The sequence below is a fragment of the Micromonospora sp. NBS 11-29 genome (assembly GCF_002140155.1).
Taxonomy (GTDB): Bacteria; Actinomycetota; Actinomycetes; order Mycobacteriales; family Micromonosporaceae; genus Micromonospora.
Genome location: NZ_NAPR01000031.1, coordinates 1 through 19,728, shown reverse-complemented (window position 1 = coordinate 19,728; position 19,728 = coordinate 1). Strand labels below are relative to the sequence as shown.

Sequence of the window (19,728 nt, the reverse complement as noted above, 5' to 3'; positions counted from 1 at the left end):
CTACCCGCTACGGTCCCGCCGCACGGCCCAGACCAGCACGGAGATCGCCGCCGGGAAGAAGATCGCGAAGCCCCACACGGTGTCGTTGATGTAGGCGAACATGGCTCCGACGATGCAGGTGAAGAAGAACGTCAGAGCCATCACGCGCACGAACATGTCGGACTTGCTGAGCACCTCGCGGATGAGCCCGAGCGGCGTCAGGCGTTCCTTCGCCGAGGGCTGCGGGCTCTTCGCGTCAAAGGGCAGGTCGCGGTCAGCCATGGCGACCCACCGGGTCGGTGTCGCCGGCCCCGGACCGGACGGCAGGCCGGTAGACGCACATGGCCGGCGCGTAGCGCTCGCTGTTCATGCGTGTGACCTCCTCCGGCCTGAGATTCGGGTGATCGGCTGACGGTGGGCGCTCAGAGGACCGCGAGCACCTCGTCGAGAAGGGACTCCAGCTCCGCGCCGCCGCTGGCCACGCTCTGCAAGCTCTCGAAGGAGGAACTGGCGACCTTGATGCGGCCCTCGTCTTCGCGGGTGGTGAGTTCGCCGGTGGCATTCTCCTCGTAGAGGAGGGGCGCGTCGTCAACGTCCGGGAACTCCAACAGGACGTACGAGGAACTGCCCATCCCGGTGTGCGCGCCGCGGCTGAACCGGATCACCCGCAGGTCCACCTTCGGGTGGTCGCGGAAGCTCTTGAGCAGTTCCAGTTGCTCCCGCATCACGCCGGTGTCGCCGACCTCGGCGCCGATCGTCCGCCGGATCACCGACTCGTCGACGACGAAGTGGGCCTTCGCCAGGGAGCCGTCCTTCTGCAGGATCTGCTGACGCCACCGCATCACCTCGATCTTCTGATCGATCTTCTTCTCCACCTCGGCTCGCTCGACCTTGCCGAGGGACGACAGGCGGTAGTCGTTGCTCAGCACCGCGCGCCGGTATCGGGCCGTCTGGAGGAGACCCGGCACGTAGAACGGCTCGTACGAGTGGAGCGTCTGCGCGACCTGCTCGTTCTCCAGGTATTCGCGGAACGCCTTCGAGTGCACGTCGCTCATCTGCGGGAGACTCGGCCGTCGGGCTATGTCGGCCATCTGCGTCAGCTCCTGCACCACGCCGTCGTTGACGAGTTCGTAGAGCGTGAGGAGAGCGAGCAGGTCGGTGTGGGAGACCCCGACGTCACCGCTCTCGATCCGGGTGACCTTCGACTGTGACCATCGCAGCGAGGCTGCCACCTGTTGCTGGGTCAGGCGGGCCGTACGCCGCGCCCGCGTCAGGCGTCGGCTCAGCCGTTTGCGTTGGTAGGCCGGAGCCTCCACAAGATGTTCCACGTTAGCCTCCCGATACTGTCGGTAGTCGAGCGCCTCTTGCGGGCGAGGGCTCCCTACCCGAGGCTAACGCGAATATGCAGACGCACTAATCGCAGCGAATATGCGTCACATATGCGACGTGCAGGTTTAGCGGAGCCGACAACGGGGAACGGGCCTCGCCCTGCTGAGTGGAGCCTGGATCGCGCGGCTACGCGCCGTAACGGTTCCGCCGTGCGGCGGCCTGGCGTGCTCGCAGTCCTTCGACCTGGTCAACCATGTCCGCACGGGCGCGCTCACCCCGCGCCGGCCGCGGCTGGCGGCGGACGACGACGAGCCGACCACGAGCGTCCGGCCCGACGTGGTGCTCGACCTGCCGCTGCCGGGCCCGGCGGACCGCGACCCGGTCGGCGACGCGCCGCCCGCCTGAGGGCGGGCCGGGTGGTGGGCCGACCCGCGCCACTGGGTACGGGTACTCAATCCGATCACCGTCTCGACGCTCAGGCGTCGTCGGCGCCGCCTCGGCAGGATCCTTGTCATGGCCGAGACACTGCACCGACCCGCCGCCCTGCGTACCGTCGAGACGCCGCTGATGGGGGAGGCCGCCGGCCGCGCGGTGGCCGCGCTGGTCGGGCTGATCGGCCGGCACCCGGCCGGCTGGCGGTGGCTGGCCCGACGGCACCACCCGGTGCTGGACCGGCTGGCCGAGGCGAACGCGCACGCCGCCTGCGCGCGGGCGGCCCGGCGGGTGCCGGCCTACCGTGAGTTCGTCCGGGCCCGCCCGGCCGGCGTCCGCCGCCGGCTGCGGGACTTCCCGGAGACCGACAAGCAGGGGTACGTGGTGGCGCACGACGCCGCCGCGCGGTGCTGGCACGGGCGGCTGCCGGAGCGGGGCGTGGTCGTCGACGAGTCGGCCGGGTCGTCGGGGCGGCCGTTCAACTGGCCGCGCGGCGAGCGGGAGTTGCGGGCGGTGCACCGGGACATCGCCGGTTACACCGGGCTGGTCTTCCCGATGCGCCGACCGTTCGTGATCAACGCCTATTCGATGGGCGCCTGGGCGACCGGGACCACGACCGGCGCGGCGATGGCCCGGATCGCGGTGGTGAAGAACACCGGCCCGGACCTGGGCAAGATCGTCGACACGCTGCGCGAGTTCGGTCCGGACCACGACTACCTGGTGACCGCGTACCCGCCGTTCCTCAAGCACCTGCGCGACCGGCTCGACGCCGAGGACTTCCCCTGGTCGCGCTACCGGATCTTCGGTAGCTGCGGCGGGGAGGGGATGACCGAGGCGCTGCGCGACTACCTGGAGCAGCGGTTCGTGCGGGTGCGTTCGGCGTACGGCGCGTCGGACCTGACCATCGGCATCGGCGCGGAGACCCGGTTCACGGTGTGGCTGCGGCGGGCCCTGCGGACCGACGCGGGGCTGCGCGCGGAACTGCTCGGCCCGACCGAGCAGCGGCTGCCGATGGTGTTCCAGTACAACCCGTTCGCCACCTGGCTGGAGACCAACGCGCGGCGGGAACTGGTCTGCACCGCGGGCGGGCGGGGTGTGCTGCAACCCCGGCTGCGCTACAACGTCGGTGACGAGGCGCTGCTGGTGCCGTACCGGCGGATCGCCGAGCTGGCCGCGGCCGACCCGGTGCGGGCGGCGGAGTTCCGCGCCGCGGTGGCGCAGGAGCGGATGACGCTGCCGGTGCTGATGCTGTTCGGCCGGCGCGACTCCACGGTGTCCTACCTGGGCGCGAACCTCTACCCGCAGGACGTCGAGTACGGCCTGTACACCGGCAACCCGCACGCGGCCGCGATCAGCCGGTTCTGCCTGGCGTTGCACGAGGACGCCGCGCTGGAGACCCGGCCGGTGATCCACGTCGAGCTGCGCGGGTCGCTGGCCGCCGCCGACCGCGCGGCGCTCGCGGCCGCCTGCCGCGACGGGGTACGCCGGCACCTGGCCTCGGTGTCGCGGGACTTCGCGCAGTCCCTGGCGGAGGACCCGAGCGCCGGTGACCTGCGGGTGGAGCTGCACGAACCGGGGACCGGTCCGTTCGCCGGCCCGCAGAAGATCAAGAACGCCTACCTGGTGAGGTGACCATGCGTACCCGAGACTTCTCCCGCGCCCCGGCGCAGGCCCGCGCCGGCGCGATGTTCATCGGCGGCACCCGTTACGCGAATCCGCTGGTGCTGCTGCGGCTGGCCCCGGACTGGATCCGGATGGTCCGGGACATGCGCCGGATGTCCGGCTACTGCTGGCACACCGTCTACTGGCAGTTCCCGCTGACGTTGGGCACGATCGCGTTCTTCACCGACCGCGACGCCATGCTGCGCTTCGCGCGGACCCGGCACCACCGCAAGTTGATGGCGTGGCTGACCGACGGCAACCGCAACGCCACCGCCGGGTTCATCCGGCTCTACACCGCTTCGCCGGACGGCTACTCCAACGGGGCGTGGCGGGCCGAGGACGGCGCGATGGGCCACATCGAGCAGTTCACCCCGTTGGGCGCGGAGACGACCGGACCGGCGGTACGCCGGTGAGCGCCCACCGGTTCGAGCGGGTCACCGGCCGGCGGGCCCTCACCGATTTCCTCGCGTTGACCGACCGGCTGTTCGCGGACGAGCCCCGGTACGTGCCGACGCCCCGGCAGCAGATCCGCCGCTGGTGGCGCGACGGCGTGCCGATGTACGTGCTGCGCGACGCCACCGGCGCGGTGGTCGCTCGCACCACGCTGCACACCGACGCGGACCTGGACGCGAAGCTGGGCCGCCGGTGCCAGTTGTTCGGGCTGACCGAGTTCACCGCGCCGGCCGCCGAGCCGCTGTTCGACGCGATCGACGCGCACGCGGCCGCCGACCGGGACCTGTTGTTCGGGCCGGTGGCGCTGCTGCCCAACCAGGCCGGCGGCGTGATCACCGCGGGCTTCGACGACCGGGGCTTCACCGACAGCGCGTGGAACCCGCCGCGCTACCCGGTCGCCTACGAGTCGTCCGGGTTCGTCCGCCGGTTCGTCTCCGACACCTGGATCTGCCCGGTGCCGGCCCCGACCGGGCCGGCGCCCGCGCTCGGCGCGCAGCCCGACGGGGCGCGGCTGGAGGTGCACCGGGGGCACGCGCGGCGACTCGACGGCCAGCTCGACCTGCTGCGCGGGATGTTGAACGCCTCCTTCGCCCAGCTCGGCTACTACACCCCGATCTCGGCGGCGCAGCTGCGCCGGCAGACCGACGGGCTGGCGTACCTGCTGGACGAGTCGCTGCTGCTGTACCTGACCCGGGACGGGCAGCCGGTGGCGTTCGTGCTCTGCGTGCCGGACATCAGCGAGTTCCTGGTCGCGACGCGCGGTGATCTGGGTCCGGTCAACCAGCTCCGGCTGCTCGCCACCCGCCGCCGCTACCGCCGGGAGGCGGTGCTGATCGTCAAGGGGGTGCTGCCGGAGCACCAGGGGCGCGGCTACCAGCGCCTGCTCTCCGCGCACCTGCACCACAACCTGCGCGCCGGCGGCTACACGGCGCTGCGCAGCACGTACGTCGGGCGGGACAACCCGGCGTCGGCCGCGCAGTACCGCCGGCTCGGCGGCCGGCCGCTGCACGGCTACACCTTCTACGCCCGGGAGCGATGAGATGGACCTCGCCGCGTTTCGCGCGTTGGAGCCGCTGTGCTGGCGGGCCCCGAGCGCGCACAACACCCAGCCGTGGCGGCTGCGCTACGAACGCTGGGCGATCACGGTCGGCTGGGACCCGGCGGACGCGCTGCCGGCCGGCGACCCGACCGGGCGGGACCTGCGGCTGTCGCTCGGCGCGTTCGTGGAGACCTGCCTGATCGTCGCCGCCGACGCGGGGCTGCGGCTGGACTGGGTCGCCGACCATGACGAGTCCGACCGTCGGGTAGGCCGGTTGCGGCCGGCGCGGCAGCCGTACCGGACGCCGTTTCGCACCGGGGACGTGTGGGACCGGCGTACCGATCGGGGTCGGTTCACCGGCGGTCCGGACGCCGCCGTGCTCGCCGCCGTCGACGACGTGGCCGGGCGGGTCGGCGGCGCGGTCCGCGTCGTCCCGGCGGCCGGGCGTCGCGCCGCGTTGCTGCGCGCCGCCGACCGCCAGGTGTACGCGGAGCCGGCGGTCGTGGCCGAACTGCGCCGCTGGCTGCGCCTGGACCCGGCGCATCCCGACTACCGGGCGGACGGGCTCAGCGACCGCTGCCTCGGGCTGTCCCGGTCGGCCGCCGCCGGGCTGCGGGCGGCGCTGGCCGCCTACCCGGTGCTGCGTCCGCTGGGGTTGCCGCGGCTGCTCGCCGCCGGTGACGACCCGCTCGCGCGTGGTGGCTCGCTGCTGGCGCTGGTCGCCCCGCCCGACCTGGACCCGGCCGGGCAGGTCGAGTTCGGACGGGTGCTGATGCGGGTCTGGTTGACGCTGCACGCGGCCGGGCTGGCGGCACACCCGCTGAGCCAGCTCGTCGACGTGGCCGCCACCCGGGACGTGCTCGGCGCGGTGCTGGACGTGACGCCGGCGCGGATCGTCCACGTCACCCGGGTGGGTCGGCCGGTCGCCGCGGCGCCCCGCTCGGCCCGCCGGGTGCACCGGGCGGCCGGGGGAGTGGACGGGCGGTTCGCGGCGCACCGGACGGCGGCGGCCGGGGTTCGGTGAGGCAGTGGCGCGGCGACAGTGGTGGCGTGGTCACCACGGTGGCCGCGGGCGCTCAGCGGCGGGGCGGCGCGGTGCTGCCCCGGATCACCAGCGCCGTGCCGAGTTCGTACCGCTCCTGGGCCGGCGGGCGGCCGTCGGCCAGGGTCAGGGCGAGACGTGCGGCGGTGGCGCCGATCTCCCCGAACGGCTGTCGCACCGTGGTCAGTGGCGGTGCCAGCCACGCCGCCTGGTCGACGTCGTCGAACCCGACGACGCTGAGGTCGTCGGGTATCCGCAGGCCCGCCTCCCACGCCGCCGCGTAGACCCCCACCGCCTGCAGGTCGTTGCCGCAGACGACCGCGGTCGGCGGATCGGGCCGGGCGAACAACTGGGCGCCGAGGTCGCGTCCGTCGTCCACGGTGAACACGCCCCGTCGTTCGAGGCTCTGGTCGAACGGGACGCCCGCGGAGTCCAGCGCGGCCCGGAAGCCGTCCACGCGGGCCCGCGCGGACAGGTCCTTGACCGGCCCGGTGACCACCCCGATCCGCCGGTGGCCCAGGTCGAGGAGGTGCCGGGTGGCGGTGAGCGCGCCGCTCCAGTTGTTGGACCCGACCGCGGGGGTGGGGAACAGGTCGTCGATCGGGTCGACGGCGACGAGCGGTATCCCGTGGGCCGCGAACCGCTCGCCGTCCTCGGCGGTGACCAGTGAGAAGACGGTGATCACGGCGGTCGGCTGCCGGGCCAGCAGCGGCTCCGCCCAGGGCGCCCCCGCGAGTACGTGGCGGTGCACGTCGGTGAAGCCGACCGTGTGGTCGTTGGCGTGGGCGACCTCCTGCACGCCGCGCAGGATCTCCATCGCGATCGAGGGCAGCATCCGGTGGAAGACCACCTCGATGCAGAGGGCCGCGCCGCTGGCCTGCCGTCGCCGGTAACCGTGGTCGCGGAGCAGCGCCTCCACCCGCTGCCGGGTCTGGTCGCCCACCCCGGGGCGGCCGTTGAGCACCTTGGAGACGGTGGGCGGTGACACTCCGGCGAGTTCGGCGATCGTCGCGATGGGCAGGTCACCGCGCCGGGGCTTGCGGAGGTGCTGCGGCGGTCCTTCTTCGATCACCAGCGAAGTCTATGGCCGTGTCACCGGGGCCGATCCGGCGTTCACCTGCCCCGGACGCCCGCCCGGGTCCGCGGTGACGCACGAAAAGTTAACGGTAACATTTCGCGCACCCTGCGTACCCGACCTGCGGCGCGGACGCGCGTTTGCGCAGGCCGGGATGGGCTGGCGGGGGTGCGGTCGGGCGGGGCGTCGGCGGGCGGCCGGTGGGAACTTTCGCGAAACCTGATCGTCACATCTTGACGGGCGACACTTCGATCCATGAGAGTCGATATAGGCAGATGTGGCGCGCGATCGGGAGCTCGGGCGCCGGCAGACGCCGAGGCGGACGGCGTTCAAGTGCGCGGGCAGCACATGTTAACGCTAACAGCAGTACCGCCGACACTCGGACATCGGGCGACGGCCCGAGCCGCGCTGTCCCGTGGCGGCCGTCCGGTCCGACAATCCGCACCTTTCCCCCACCATGCCCGACGTCAGAAAGGGTTCCCTATCGTGGCGATCAGCCGACGAGCACTCATCAAGGCCGTGGCCGCGTCCGGCGCGCTCACCGCGGCGACCGTGGCCGGGCTGCCCGGGGCGGCGTGGGCGGCGAACACCGCGTACGCGATGGCGTACTTCACCGAGACGCCCAACTTCCAGGGCGCTGACTACGGCCTGCATCTCGCGGTGAGCCGGGACGGCCTCAACTGGACGCCGCTGAACCAGAACAACCCGGTGGTCACCCCGACGCAGGGACAACTGGGCCTGCGCGACCCGTTCGTGTTCCGCAAGCAGGACGGCAGGTTCGTCGTGCTGGCCACCGATCTCAAGGGCACCAACTTCGGCCTGAACAGCCAGTACCTGCACGTCTGGGACTCGACCGACCTGACCAGCTTCACCGGCTACCGCCGGATCCGGATGCACACGCTGCCCAACTCGCACACCTGGGCGCCCACCGCGTTCTGGGACGCCAACCGCGGCCAGTACGCCATCGTCTACTCCTGCAACAGCGGCGGCGACGTGCTGATGGTCAACTACACCAGCGACTTCGTCACCGTCGGCCCCCAGCAGGTGTTCTTCAGCCCCGGCTTCGGCGTGCTCGACGGCGACGTCGTCGTCGACGGCGGCACCACCTACCTGTACTACAAGAACCTGTCCACCGGCCTGCTGTACGGCGCCCGCTCGTCGACCGGCGCGCCGAACAGCTTCACCACCTACACCAGCGGCCTGCGGCAGGGCAGCGCCATCGAGGCGCCGCTGCTGGTGAAGAACAACGACGGCGGCTGGCGGCTCTGGGGCGACTCGTTCAGCCCGGTCAACGCCGACTACTACATCTGGTCCACCCCGACCATCGGCGGCAACTCGTGGACCGCGCTCAACCAGCGTGACTACACCCCGCCGCTGAACGCCAAGCACGGCTCGATCGTCGGGATCAGCGACGCCGAGTACAACGCGATGGTCTCCCGCTGGGGCGCCCCGAACTGGGTCCGGCTGAAGTCGTCGAACCTCCCCGACTACGTGGTGCGGCACAGCAACGGCGTCGGACGCCTCGACCCGTACCCGTTCGACCCGTACCAGGACCAGATGTGGCGGATGGTGCCCGGCCTGGCCGACTCCGCCGGGGTCTCGTTCGAGTCGGTGAACCGGCCGGGCAACTTCCTGCGGCACTACAACTACGCCATCCGCCTCGACGCGAACGACGGGACCTCGACCTTCCGCGCCGATGCCACCTTCCACCGCACGGCGGGCCTGGCCGACGGCGCGTGGACGTCGTTCCGCTCCTACAACTTCCCGGACCGCTACCTGCGGCACGCCAACAATCTCCTGCGGATCGACCCGCTCAGCTCCGGTTCACCCCTGAGCGACCGGCAGGACGCCACCTTCCGCATCACGCCCTGAGGAGAACCCATGTCGAACCACAGATCGAGACTCGGGTCGATCGCGGCCGCGATGGCGCTGGCCGTGGGTATGGGCGCCGCGATGGTCAGCGGCGGGCTCGGCACCAGCGCCCGGGCCGCCGACCTCGGCGCCGCGGCCGCGACGGCCGGCTGCGGCAAGGCCCCGACGCTGGCCAGCGGCACGCAGAGCATCACCAGCAACGGCAAGAACCGCACCTTCATCCTGCGGGTGCCCGACGGCTACGACCCCAACCGGCAGTACCGGCTGGTCCTCGGGTTCCACTGGGTCGGCGGCACCGCCACCGACGTGGCCACCGGCCAGACCGTGCAGCGCGACGTCTGGTCCTACTACGGGTTGCAGCGGCTGGCGAACAACAGCACCATCTTCGTCGCCCCGCAGGGCCTGAACAACGGCTGGGGCAACGCCGGCGGCGAGGACATCACCTTCGTCGACGACATCCTGCGCCGCGTCGAGGGCGGCCTGTGCGTGGACACCACCCAGCGTTTCGCGCTCGGGTTCAGCTACGGCGGCGCCATGAGCTACGCGGTGGCCTGCGCTCGGCCCACCGTCTTCCGGGCCGTGGCCGTCTACTCCGGCGGCCAGCTCAGCGGTTGCAGCGGCGGCACCCAGCCGATCGCGTACTTCGCCGCGCACGGCCTTCGCGACGGCGTGCTCAACATCGCCGGTGGCCGGACGATGCGGGACCGGTTCGTCCGCAACAACGGCTGCACCGCGCAGAACCCGCCCGAGCCGAGCCAGGGCAGCCTGACCCACCGCAGCACCACGTACTCGGGCTGTCGGGCGGGCTACCCGGTGGTGTGGGCGGCCTTCGACGAGGGTCACATCGCCGCCCCGCAGGACGGCGCGCCCGGCGACAGTGGCTCGCGTACCTGGCTGCCGGCCGAGACGTGGCGGTTCTTCACCCAGTTCCAGGGCACGACCGAGCCGACTCCGCCCACCCCCACCCCCACCACGCCGGGCCCGACCACGCCCGGCCCGACCACGCCGCCGCCCGGTGGCGGCGCCTGCAAGGTCACCGCGACGGTCAACGCCTGGAGCACCGGCCTGACCGAGGACATCACCGTCACCAACACCAGCGGCAGCGCGGTCACCGGCTGGTCGCTGGTCTTCACCCTGCCCGGCGGCCAGAGCATCACCTCCGGGTGGAACGCCACCTACTCGCCCGCCTCCGGCCAGGTCACCGCCCGCAACGTGTCGTACAACTCGACCATCGCGCCCGGCGCGTCGATCAGCATCGGCTTCCAGGCCAACCACACCGGCAACAGCGCCGCACCGGCGGCGTTCACGCTCAACGCCGCNCGGGCCGATCCCGGCCCGCCCGCGCACCGCCGCACCACCGACAGAGGAGTCACGTCATGGGAAGACGTTCGTCCATCGCCGGCGCGTTGGCCACTGCGGCGGTGCTCGTCGCGGCGCTGGCCGGCGCCGCGCTCACCGGTAACCCCGGCGCCGCGTCCGCCGCCGAAGTCGGCACGCTGGCGGCGACGGCCGGCTGCGGCAAGGCCCCGACCCTGGGCAACGGCACGTACACCATCTCCAGCGGCGGGAAGAACCGCAGCTTCATCCTGAAACTGCCCGACTCCTACGACCGCAACCGCCAGTACCGGCTGGTCTTCGGGTTCCACTGGTGGGGCGGCACCGCCGTGGACGTCGCCACCGGTCAGACCGTGCAGCGCGACGTGTGGTCCTACTACGGCCTGCTGCGGCTGTCGAACAACAGCACGATCTTCGTGGCGCCGCAGGGCCTCGACAACGGCTGGGCCAACGCCGGTGGCGAGGACGTCACGTTCGTCGACGACATGCTCCGCCGGATCGAGGGCGACCTGTGCGTCGACACGACGCAGCGGTTCTCGGTCGGCTTCAGCTACGGCGGCGCGATGAGCTACGCGCTGGCCTGTGCCCGGCCGAACGTCTTCCGCGCGGTCGCGGTCCAGTCCTCGCCCGGCACGCTCAGCGGATGCAGCGGCGGCACCCAGCCGATCGCGTACCTGGGAGTGCACGGCATCGGCGACAACATCGCCAGCGGACGCTCGCTGCGGGACCGCTTCGTCCGCAACAACGGCTGCACGGCGGCGAGCCCGCCGGAGCCGAGGAGCGGCAGCCTGACCCACACGGTCTACAGCTACTCCGGCTGCCGATCCGGCTACCCGGTGGTGTGGGCGGCGTTCGACGGCGGGCACATCGCCGCGCCGCAGGACGGCGCGGGCGGGGACAGCGGCACCCGGACCTGGGTCCCGGGCGAGGTGTGGCGCTTCTTCACCCAGTTCGCCGGCACCACACCGACCCCGACGGCCTCGCCCACCACCTCGCCGACCGGGTCGCCCACGACCTCGCCGACCACGCCGGTTCCCGGCGGCTGCGCCGCCACCTACCGGACGGCCAGCCAGTGGTCGGGCGGCTTCCAGGGCGAGGTCACGGTGACCGCCGGCGCCGCGGCCATCAGCGGATGGCGGGTCAGCTGGACGCTGGCCAACGGGCAGAGCATCACCCAGCTCTGGGGCGGCCGCAACGCGCCCTCCGGCAGCACCCAGAACGTCTCCAACGAGGCGTGGAACGGAAGCCTGGCGGCGGGCGCGTCCACCACGTTCGGCTTCACCGCCAACGGCTCGGCCACCACGCCGTCCCTGACCTGCACCCGCCTCTGATCCGCGTGGCTTGGAGAACCCCATGTCCGACATGACCCGAAGAAACCTGCTCAAGGCCGGCGCGGCCGGGGCCGGCACCGCCCTGGTGCCGGCCGCCTGGAACGCCGCCGCCCGCGCCGGCTCGGTGGCCCCCGCGCAGGTGCTGGCCGCGAACGACCTGGCCCTGTGGTACGACGAGCCGGCCGGCACCGACTGGCTGCGCGCGCTGCCGCTCGGCAACGGGCGGCTCGGCGCGATGGTGTTCGGCAACATCGACACCGAACGACTCCAGCTCAACGAGGACACCGTCTGGGCCGGCGGCCCGTACGACTCGGCGAACACCCGGGGCGCGGCCAACCTGGCCGAGATCCGACGGCGCGTCTTCGCCGACCAGTGGACCTCGGCGCAGGACCTGGTCGACCAGACCATGATGGGGAACCCGGGCGGCCAGCTCGCCTACCAGACCGTGGGCAACCTGCGGCTCGCATTCGGCTCCGCCAGCGGGGCGACCCAGTACAACCGGACCCTCGACCTCACCACCGCCACGGTCACCACGACCTACGTCCTCAATGGCGTACGGCACCAGCGGGAGGTCTTCGCCAGCGCGCCCGACCAGGTGATCGTGGTCCGGCTGACCGCCGACCGGGCCAACTCGATCACGTTCTCCGCCACGTTCGACAGCCCGCAACGGACCACCGTGTCGAGCCCCGACGCCGCCACCATCGGACTCGACGGCATCTCCGGCTCCATGGAGGGCGTCACCGGCTCGGTGCGGTTCCTCGCCCTGGCCAACGCCGCGGCCACCGGCGGCACGGTCAGCAGCTCCGGCGGCACGCTGCGGGTGTCCGGCGCCACCAGCGTCACCGTCCTGGTCTCGATCGGTTCCAGCTACGTCAACTACCGCACCGTCAACGGCGACTACCAGGGCATCGCCCGCACCCGGCTCAACGCCGCCAAGGGCGTCGCCGTCGACCAGCTGCGCAGCCGGCACGTCGCCGACTACCAGGCGTTGTTCAACCGGGTCAGCATCAACCTGGGGCGGACCGCCGCGGCCGACCAGCCGACCGACGTCCGGATCGCGCAGCACGCGAACGTCAACGACCCGCAGTTCGCCGCGCTGCTGTTCCAATTCGGACGCTACCTGCTGATCTCCTCCTCACGCCCGGGCACCCAGCCGGCGAACCTCCAGGGCATCTGGAACGATTCGCTGACGCCGGCCTGGGACTCGAAGTACACGATCAACGCGAACCTGCCGATGAACTACTGGCCGGCCGACACGACCAACCTGTCCGAGTGCTTCCTGCCGGTCTTCGACCTGATCAGGGATCTGACGGTGACCGGCGCGCGGGTCGCCCAGGCGCAGTACGGCGCCGGCGGCTGGGTCACCCACCACAACACCGACGCGTGGCGGGGCGCCTCGGTGGTCGACGGCGCACTGTGGGGCATGTGGCAGACCGGTGGAGCGTGGTTGAGCACCCTCATCTGGGACCACTACCTGTTCACCGGCGACCTCGGCTTCCTCCAGGCCAACTACCCGGCCCTCAAGGGCGCCGCCCAGTTCTTCCTGGACACCCTGGTCGTCCACCCGACGCTCAACTATCTGGTGACGAACCCGTCGAACTCGCCGGAGCTGTCGCACCACGCGAACGCCAGCGTCTGCGCGGGGCCGACGATGGACAACCAGATCCTGCGCGACCTGTTCGACGCGGCGGCCCGGGCCGGCGAGGTGCTGGGCGTCGACACCACGTTCCGGTCGCAGGTGCGCACCGCCCGGGACCGGCTGCCCCCGAGCCGCGTCGGCTCCCGCGGCAACGTCCAGGAGTGGCTCGCCGACTGGGTCGAGACCGAACGGACCCACCGGCACGTCTCCCACCTGTACGGCCTGCACCCGAGCAACCAGATCACCAAGCGGGGCACCCCGGCGCTGTACGAGGCCGCCCGTAAGACGCTGGAGCTGCGCGGCGACGACGGCACCGGCTGGTCCCTCGCCTGGAAGATCAATTTCTGGGCCCGGCTGGAGGACGGCGCCCGCGCCCACAAGCTCCTGCGCGACCTGGTGCGCACCGACCGGCTCGCGCCGAACATGTTCGACCTGCATCCGCCGTTCCAGATCGACGGGAACTTCGGCGCCACCTCGGGCATCGCGGAGATGCTGCTGCACAGCCACACCGGCGAGCTGAACGTGTTGCCCGCGCTGCCCACCGCGTGGCCCACCGGGCAGGTCGCCGGCCTGCGCGGTCGGGGCGGATACACCGTCGGCCTGTCCTGGACCAACGGTCAGGTCGACGAGATCGGCATCCGCGCCGACCGCGACGGCACGCTGCGGGTCCGGTCCCGGCTGTTCACCGGCGGCTTCACGCTCGTCGACGTCGCCGACGGCAGCACGCCGGGCACCACCCGACCGGAGACGGACGTCGTGCAGTTCGCCGTCCGCGCCGGCCACACCTACCGGGCGGCCCGGCCCGGCGTGACGCCGACACCGACCCTGACCGCCACGCCCACGCCGACCACCACCCCGACGAGTACGCCGACCCCGACGCCCACCACCAGCTCACCCGCCCCGTCGGGCGCACGGGCCACGTACGCGGTGACGGGCTCGTGGTCCGGTGGCTTCCAGGGCGAGGTCACCGTGACCGCCGGCGCGACCGCGATCCGCGGCTGGACGGTGTCCTGGACGTTCCCCAACGGCCAGGTGATCAACCAGATCTGGGGCGGCACGCACACCCAGAGCGGAGCGAACGTGACGGTGCGCAACGTCGACTACAACGGCGCGCTGCCGGCGGGCGGCTCCACCACCTTCGGCTTCATCGGCACGGTCAACGGCACCAACAACCCACCGACGAACCTCGCCTGCACGACGACCTGAGGCACCCGGAACGCGCCGCGCACGACGCACCCGGACCATGCCCGGCCGGGTGCGCCGTGCTTCCCACCCCATCCGTCATCGACGCACCCGTCCGGAGGTTCCTGTGACACGCATTCGCCACCGGCTCGGCCTGGCCGCCGCGACAGCCGTCGTGGTGACCGGTGCCGCGGCACTCGTCGCCACCTCGGCGTCGGCCGCCGCCGGCTGCCGGGTGACCTACACGGTCACCAACCAGTGGTCCGGCGGATTCGGCGCCAACGTGACCGTCGACAACCTCGGTGACCCGGTCAGCGGTTGGCGGCTGACCTGGTCGTTCGCCGCCGGCCAGACCGTCTCCCAGATCTGGAACGGCACCGTCACCCAGTCCGGCGCCCAGGTCACCGTCGCCGACGCCGGCTACAACGCCGGCATCCCGACCGGCGGAAACGTCAGTTTCGGCTTCAACGGCACCTGGACGACGACCAACCCGGTGCCGACGAGTTTCGCCCTGAACGGCACCACCTGCACCGGCTCGGTCACACCCACCACCGGCGGACCCGCACCCACCACCACGCCGCCACCGACCACACCCGCCCCGACCACGCCACCGCCCACGACGCCACCGCCGACCACGCCGCCGCCCACGACCGGCCCGTGGCCGCCGTCGTCGACGTTCACCAACCCGGTGCTGTGGCAGGACTTCGCCGACATCGACATCATCCGCGTCGGCGACGCCTACTACTACTCGGCATCGACCATGCACTACTCGCCGGGCGCGCCGATCCTGCGCTCGTACGACCTGGTGAACTGGGAGTTCGCCGGGCACTCGGTGCCGAACCTGGACTTCGACTCGAACAACTACAACCTGACCGGCGGCCGGGCGTACGTGAAGGGCATCTGGGCGTCCGCGTTCAACTACCGGCCCAGCAACAAGACGTTCTACTGGATCGGGTGCACCGAGTTCAACCGCACCTACGTCTACACCGCCACCTCGGTCGAGGGGCCCTGGCAGAAGCGGTCGCGCATCAACAACTGCTACTACGACGCCGGCCTGCTCGTCGACGACAACGACACCATGTACGTGGCGTACGGCAGCACCAACATCAGCGTCGCGCAGCTCTCCGCCGACGGCCTGTCCCAGGTGCGCGCCCAGCAGGTCTGGACCTCGCCGTCGAACATCGGCTACATCGAGGGCGCCCGGTTCTACAAGCGCAACGGCTACTACTACATCTGGCTCACCAAGCCCGCCAACGGCCAGTACGTCCTGCGCTCGCGCAGCCCCTTCGGCCCGTACGAGACGAAGGAGGTGCTGCTCAACCTGCCCGGCCCGATCCAGGGCGAACCCGGCTCCGTGCCGCATCAGGGTGGGCTGGTGCAGACCCAGAACGGCGACTGGTACTACATGGCGTTCATCGACGCCTACCCCGGTGGCCGGATCCCGACCCTGGCCCCGATCACCTGGAACGCCGACTGGCCGGTGCTCCAGACCGTCAACGGGCGCTGGGCGGCGAACTACCCGTACCCGAACGTGCCCCGGCCGCCGCGCCAGGTCAAGCCGATGATCGGCGCGGACACGTTCACGGCCGCGACGCTCGGGCCACAGTGGGAGTGGAACCACAACCCGGACAACACCCGCTGGTCGGTGGGCAACGGGCTGCGGTTGTCCACCGCCACCGTGACCAACGACCTCTACCAGGCGCGGAACACGCTGACCCACCGGATCCAGGGGCCGTCGTCCACCGCGACGATCGAGTTGGACCACTCCGCCATGGCCAACGGCGACCGGGCCGGTCTGGCCCTGCTGCGGGACTCGTCGGCGTGGATCGGCCTGCGCCGGGACAACGGCACCACCAGGGTCGTGATGACCAACGGGCTGACCATGAACAGCGACTGGCAGACCACCGGCACCGGCAGCGAACAGGCCAGCGCCGCGGTCAGTGGCAGCCGGATCTGGCTACGCGTCAATGCCGACGTCAGACCCGGCGCGGGACGGCAGGCCCGCTTCTCCTACAGCACCGACGGCACCACGTTCGTCAGCCTCGGCCCCGCGTTCACCCTCAACCACGCCTGGCAGTTCTTCATGGCCTACCGGTTCGCCATGTTCAACTACGCCACCCAGTCGCTCGGCGGCGCGGTCACGGTCAGGAAGTTCGACCTGACCACCCCCTGACCGGCGGGCCGGTGCGGGGGCGCACGCTCCCGCACCGGCCGGTTCAGGCCAGGAGCGTCTCGCGCATGCGTGCGCCCAGGTTGATCCGGCCGACCACCCGGGGGCCGGCCGGGTCGTACACGTCGATGCTGTGGTTGCGGCGCATCATCTCCCGCACCGGCGGCAGCAGCCGGGGCGGGTCGTCCATGGTCGCGAGGACCCGCGCGGCGGTGCCGACCAGCCGTTCGACCAGGGTCGCGCCGTCGGTGTCCACCCGCACCCGGCCGAACTCCCAGCCGGCCGTGGTCAGGTCGAGCACCTCGAACAGGCCGGTCACGAACGGCTGCGGATCGGTCACCCGGTCGAGCCGGTCCGCCCGGTCGCCGACCACCGTGACGGCGGCGGCCACCTGCGCGTACGGGTGCAGGCCGCTCGGCAGCGCGCCCAGCGGCCAGCGCAGCGCCGGCCCGGCCTCCCGCCACAGCGGCCGGTAGTTGCGGCGGTGCACCAGCAGCCGCCGGCCGGTGCGCCGGAACACCTCCTGCGCCTGGAACTGAAGGTCGGCGTGGGCCTCCTCGGCGGCCGCGCAGACGATTCCGGCGGCCACCACCAGACCGTCGTCGTCGGACAGCAACCGGCTGATCGCGTCGACCTGCTCGGGGAACCGGATCCGGGCGCGCGCGCCGTAGGAGTGCCGGACGTCCCGCAGCAGCGCCTGCTGGCGTTCCGGGTCCAGTTCGACCCGTCCGCCGCCGCCCAGCAACCGCCGGAGCCAACCCATCGTGCCTCGCTTCCGTCGCCGTCTGCGGACCGGGCAATGCTAGTGCGTCGGTGGTTGCTCGTAAGGTGACGGGGTGGCTGAGCGATCCCTGACCCTGATGGCGGTGCACGCGCACCCCGACGACGAAGCGACCAGCACCGGCGGCGTCCTCGCCCGGTACGCGGCGGAAGGCGTCACGACGGTGCTCGTGACCTGCACCGACGGGCGGTGCGGCGACGGCCCCGGCGGGGTCAAGCCGGGCGAGCCCGGGCACGACCCGCAGGCGGTGGTGGCGATGCGCCAGGCGGAGCTGGCGGCCAGTTGCGAGGCTCTGAAGGTCACCCACCTGGAGACGCTCGGCTACGCCGACTCCGGGATGATGGGCTGGGCGACGAACGACGCGCCCGGCGCGTTCTGGAACACGCCGGTGGCCGAGGCGGCCGACCGGCTGGCCGAGCTGATCCGGCGTTACCGCCCCGACGTGGTGGTCACCTACGACGAGAACGGCTTCTACGGCCACCCCGACCACATCCAGGCCCACCGCATCACCATGGCCGCGGTCGAGCGGACGGGCATCCCGGCGAAGGTCTACTGGACCACCGTGCCGCGCAGCGCGTTCCAGGAGTTCGGCAAGGTCATGCAGGAGATCGGGGTGGAGTTCCCCGAGCCGGACGCCACCGACGACACACCGCCGCTCGGCCTGCCGGACGACGAGATCACCACCTGGGTGGACACCCGCGGCCACGGTGAGCAGAAGTTCGCCTCGCTGGCCGCGCACGCCAGCCAGGCGGAGAACATCTTCTTCCTCCGGCTCGGGCAGGAACGGTTCACCGAGCTGATGGGCATGGAGACGTTCGTCCGGGTCCGTGACACCACCGGGGCGCCGACGCCGGAGGACGACCTGTTCGCCGGGCTGCGCTGAGGGCACGGCGCCGAGGCCGGTCACGCCGCGACGGTCTGCGCGGCCAGGTGGTCCAGCACGGCGCGGACGTCGCCGCCGGTGCCGGCCATGATCCGCCGTTGCCGGGTGGCCCCGGTGCCGTCGCGGCGGACCCGTTGCACCTCGCGCAGGACCAGGTCCCGGTCGCCGTGCCGGGTCAGCGCGGGCGCGACGGTGGCGAGCAGGTCGTCGACCAGGTCCCAGGCCGGCCGGGGCCGGCCGCTGCGCAGGTCCACAAGATCACCGTCGACCCCGTCGTGGGCGGCCCGCCAGTGCGCGGCGGCGACCATGCAGTCGCGGATCCGGGGCGCCGGCACGCCGGCGCGGGCGTCGTCGATCATGGTGGCGACCAGGGCCCGGACCAGCCCGGCGACGAGGACGGTGTCGTCGACGGTGGGGCAGACGTCGCCGACCCGGACCTCCACCGTGGGATAGGAGGCCGATGGCCGGGCGTACCAGTAGACCATCGCGGCGTCGAGCATGATCCCCGCGTCGATCAGCTCCCGCACGGTCGCGTCGTAGTCGGCGGCGGAGTCGAAGTGCGGCGTCGGGCCGATGCTGGGCCAGCGTTCGAGCTGCATGGAACGCCAGCTCGCATGCCCGGTGTCCCGCCCGTCGTGCAGCGGCGAGTTGGTGGTGAGGGCCTGCACCACCGGCAGCCACGGGCGCAGGTGGTTGCAGACCCGCACCGCGAGCTCACGGTCGGGCACGCCGACGTGGACGTGGCACCCGCACACCGCCGGATCGTGCGCCACCGGGCCGAACCGGCGGGACATGTCGTGGTAGCGCTGCTCGTCCGGCACCGGGCGGTGGGCCTCACAGACCGGGGTGGCGCCCACCGCCACCAACCGCGCTCCGACGGCCTCGGCCGCGCGGGCGGCGGCGCGGCGCAGCGCGACGAGGCACTCCCGCAGCGCCGTGAGATCGGAGAGGACCGGGCTGACCATCTCCACCATGCTGTGCCGGAACTCCTGGCGGCTCTGCTCCCGGGCGGTCCCGGAGAGCGTGTCGCGTACCTCGTCGGCGACCGTCATGCTCTCGCCGGTCGCCGGGTCCAGCAGGAGGAACTCCTCCTCCACGCCGAGGGTGAGGGTGGCGGTGTCCGCCGAGGTGGCCGGCGGCGTCCGCACCGAGGTTCGGGACCGGTCGTCGCTCCGCTGCGCCATGCCTCGACGGTACGAGTCCGGCCGCGCTCCCGGATGCCGTTTCCCCGGACCGCCGCCCCCGCCGCGCGAGGCGCGCGGGAGGGCGACGGGCGGGGGGTACGGACTCAGCAGTCGTAGTACATGGCGAACTCGTGCGGGGTCGGGCGCAGCCGCACCGGGTCGACCTCGTTGGCGGTCTTCCAGTCGATCCAGGTGGAGATCAGGTCGTCGGTGAAGACGCCGCCGTCCAGCAGGTAGTCGTGGTCCCGGGCGAGCGCCTCCAGTGCGTGCGGGAGGGACGCGGGGACCTGCTTGACGTCGCTCCACTCCTCCGGCGGGAGGTCGTAGAGGTCCTTGTCGA

The 19,728-nt window shown here is 72.1% G+C and carries 14 protein-coding genes and 2 pseudogenes; 10 read left to right on the top strand and 6 right to left on the bottom strand.

Annotated elements, in window-relative coordinates; genetic code table 11:
- On the bottom strand, nt 1-261 hold the full coding sequence (locus B1205_RS27040; protein ID WP_089158171.1) for a hypothetical protein: 261 nt from the start codon (nt 259-261) through the stop codon (nt 1-3).
- 140 nt (nt 262-401) lie between these two features.
- Nucleotides 402-1,307 (bottom strand): DUF5753 domain-containing protein, encoded by a 906-nt coding sequence (locus B1205_RS27035; protein ID WP_089158170.1) that lies wholly within the window; start codon nt 1,305-1,307, stop codon nt 402-404.
- A gap of 514 nt (nt 1,308-1,821) precedes the next feature.
- Between B1205_RS27035 and B1205_RS27030 the strand changes: the two genes are divergently transcribed.
- Genes B1205_RS27030 through B1205_RS27015 form a run of 4 tightly spaced genes read left to right on the top strand, consistent with a single transcriptional unit; the run spans nt 1,822 to nt 5,918 of the window.
- The gene (locus B1205_RS27030) at nt 1,822-3,372 is read left to right on the top strand and encodes a phenylacetate--CoA ligase family protein (protein WP_089158169.1); all 1,551 of its coding nucleotides are present in this window, start codon (nt 1,822-1,824) and stop codon (nt 3,370-3,372) included.
- A gap of 2 nt (nt 3,373-3,374) precedes the next feature.
- Nucleotides 3,375-3,815 (top strand): DUF4188 domain-containing protein, encoded by a 441-nt coding sequence (locus tag B1205_RS27025; protein WP_089158168.1) that lies wholly within the window; start codon nt 3,375-3,377, stop codon nt 3,813-3,815.
- Entirely contained in the window at nt 3,812-4,894 is a 1,083-nt protein-coding gene (locus B1205_RS27020) for a GNAT family N-acetyltransferase (protein ID WP_089158167.1), read from the top strand. The genes B1205_RS27025 and B1205_RS27020 overlap by 4 nt, the downstream gene beginning before the upstream one ends.
- A 1-nt stretch (nt 4,895) precedes the next feature.
- Complete coding sequence (locus B1205_RS27015; protein ID WP_089158166.1) at nt 4,896-5,918, top strand: nitroreductase; 1,023 nt, start codon at nt 4,896-4,898, stop codon at nt 5,916-5,918.
- A 52-nt stretch (nt 5,919-5,970) separates the two neighbouring features.
- Here the strand turns inward: B1205_RS27015 and B1205_RS27010 are convergent, their stop codons facing one another.
- Nucleotides 5,971-7,008 carry a LacI family DNA-binding transcriptional regulator gene (locus B1205_RS27010; protein WP_089158165.1) on the bottom strand — a complete coding sequence of 346 codons (1,038 nt, stop codon included), beginning with the start codon at nt 7,006-7,008 and terminating at the stop codon, nt 5,971-5,973.
- Nucleotides 7,009-7,497: 489 nt separating this feature from the next.
- Here B1205_RS27010 and B1205_RS27005 point away from each other — a divergent pair, with 489 nt between their 5' ends.
- The 5 genes and pseudogenes from B1205_RS27005 (at nt 7,498) to B1205_RS26985 (ending at nt 16,543) form a co-directional block, all read left to right on the top strand.
- On the top strand, nt 7,498-8,883 hold the full coding sequence (locus B1205_RS27005) for a glycoside hydrolase family 43 protein (protein WP_089158164.1): 1,386 nt from the start codon (nt 7,498-7,500) through the stop codon (nt 8,881-8,883).
- Between the two features lie 9 nt (nt 8,884-8,892).
- Nucleotides 8,893-10,197, top strand: a pseudogene (locus B1205_RS27000) (cellulose binding domain-containing protein); the annotation flags it as partial.
- 62 nt (nt 10,198-10,259) lie between these two features.
- A complete protein-coding gene (locus tag B1205_RS26995; RefSeq protein ID WP_089158163.1) occupies nt 10,260-11,549 on the top strand; it encodes a cellulose binding domain-containing protein in 1,290 nt (429 codons plus the stop codon).
- A gap of 22 nt (nt 11,550-11,571) precedes the next feature.
- Nucleotides 11,572-14,394 (top strand): glycosyl hydrolase family 95 catalytic domain-containing protein, encoded by a 2,823-nt coding sequence (locus tag B1205_RS26990; RefSeq protein WP_089158162.1) that lies wholly within the window; start codon nt 11,572-11,574, stop codon nt 14,392-14,394.
- Between the two features lie 103 nt (nt 14,395-14,497).
- On the top strand, nt 14,498-16,543 hold the full coding sequence (locus B1205_RS26985) for a family 43 glycosylhydrolase (RefSeq protein WP_254910247.1): 2,046 nt from the start codon (nt 14,498-14,500) through the stop codon (nt 16,541-16,543).
- Nucleotides 16,544-16,586: 43 nt separating this feature from the next.
- Here B1205_RS26985 and B1205_RS26980 read toward each other — a convergent pair whose 3' ends face one another.
- A complete protein-coding gene (locus B1205_RS26980) occupies nt 16,587-17,303 on the bottom strand; it encodes a hypothetical protein (RefSeq protein WP_089158160.1) in 717 nt (238 codons plus the stop codon).
- 73 nt (nt 17,304-17,376) lie between these two features.
- On the opposite strand from B1205_RS26980, the gene B1205_RS26975 reads away from it, so the two are divergent.
- Nucleotides 17,377-18,204 (top strand): PIG-L family deacetylase, encoded by an 828-nt coding sequence (locus B1205_RS26975; RefSeq protein WP_089158159.1) that lies wholly within the window; start codon nt 17,377-17,379, stop codon nt 18,202-18,204.
- A gap of 20 nt (nt 18,205-18,224) precedes the next feature.
- On the opposite strand, the gene B1205_RS26970 is transcribed toward B1205_RS26975, so the two are convergent.
- Nucleotides 18,225-19,388 carry a carboxylate-amine ligase gene (locus B1205_RS26970; RefSeq protein WP_441338580.1) on the bottom strand — a complete coding sequence of 388 codons (1,164 nt, stop codon included), beginning with the start codon at nt 19,386-19,388 and terminating at the stop codon, nt 18,225-18,227.
- Between the two features lie 104 nt (nt 19,389-19,492).
- Nucleotides 19,493-19,728 (bottom strand): annotated as a pseudogene (locus B1205_RS26965) (glutamine synthetase); the annotation flags it as partial.

Coding starts and splice junctions, on each gene's coding strand:
- B1205_RS27040 (WP_089158171.1), bottom strand. CDS start 261: ATGGCTGACCGCGACCTGCCCTTTGACGCGAAGAGCCCGCAGCCCTCG.
- B1205_RS27030 (WP_089158169.1), top strand. CDS start 1,822: ATGGCCGAGACACTGCACCGACCCGCCGCCCTGCGTACCGTCGAGACG.
- B1205_RS27025 (WP_089158168.1), top strand. CDS start 3,375: ATGCGTACCCGAGACTTCTCCCGCGCCCCGGCGCAGGCCCGCGCCGGC.
- B1205_RS27015 (WP_089158166.1), top strand. CDS start 4,896: ATGGACCTCGCCGCGTTTCGCGCGTTGGAGCCGCTGTGCTGGCGGGCC.
- B1205_RS26995 (WP_089158163.1), top strand. CDS start 10,260: ATGGGAAGACGTTCGTCCATCGCCGGCGCGTTGGCCACTGCGGCGGTG.
- B1205_RS26990 (WP_089158162.1), top strand. CDS start 11,572: ATGTCCGACATGACCCGAAGAAACCTGCTCAAGGCCGGCGCGGCCGGG.
- B1205_RS26980 (WP_089158160.1), bottom strand. CDS start 17,303: ATGGGTTGGCTCCGGCGGTTGCTGGGCGGCGGCGGACGGGTCGAACTG.
- B1205_RS26970 (WP_441338580.1), bottom strand. CDS start 19,388: ATGGCGCAGCGGAGCGACGACCGGTCCCGAACCTCGGTGCGGACGCCG.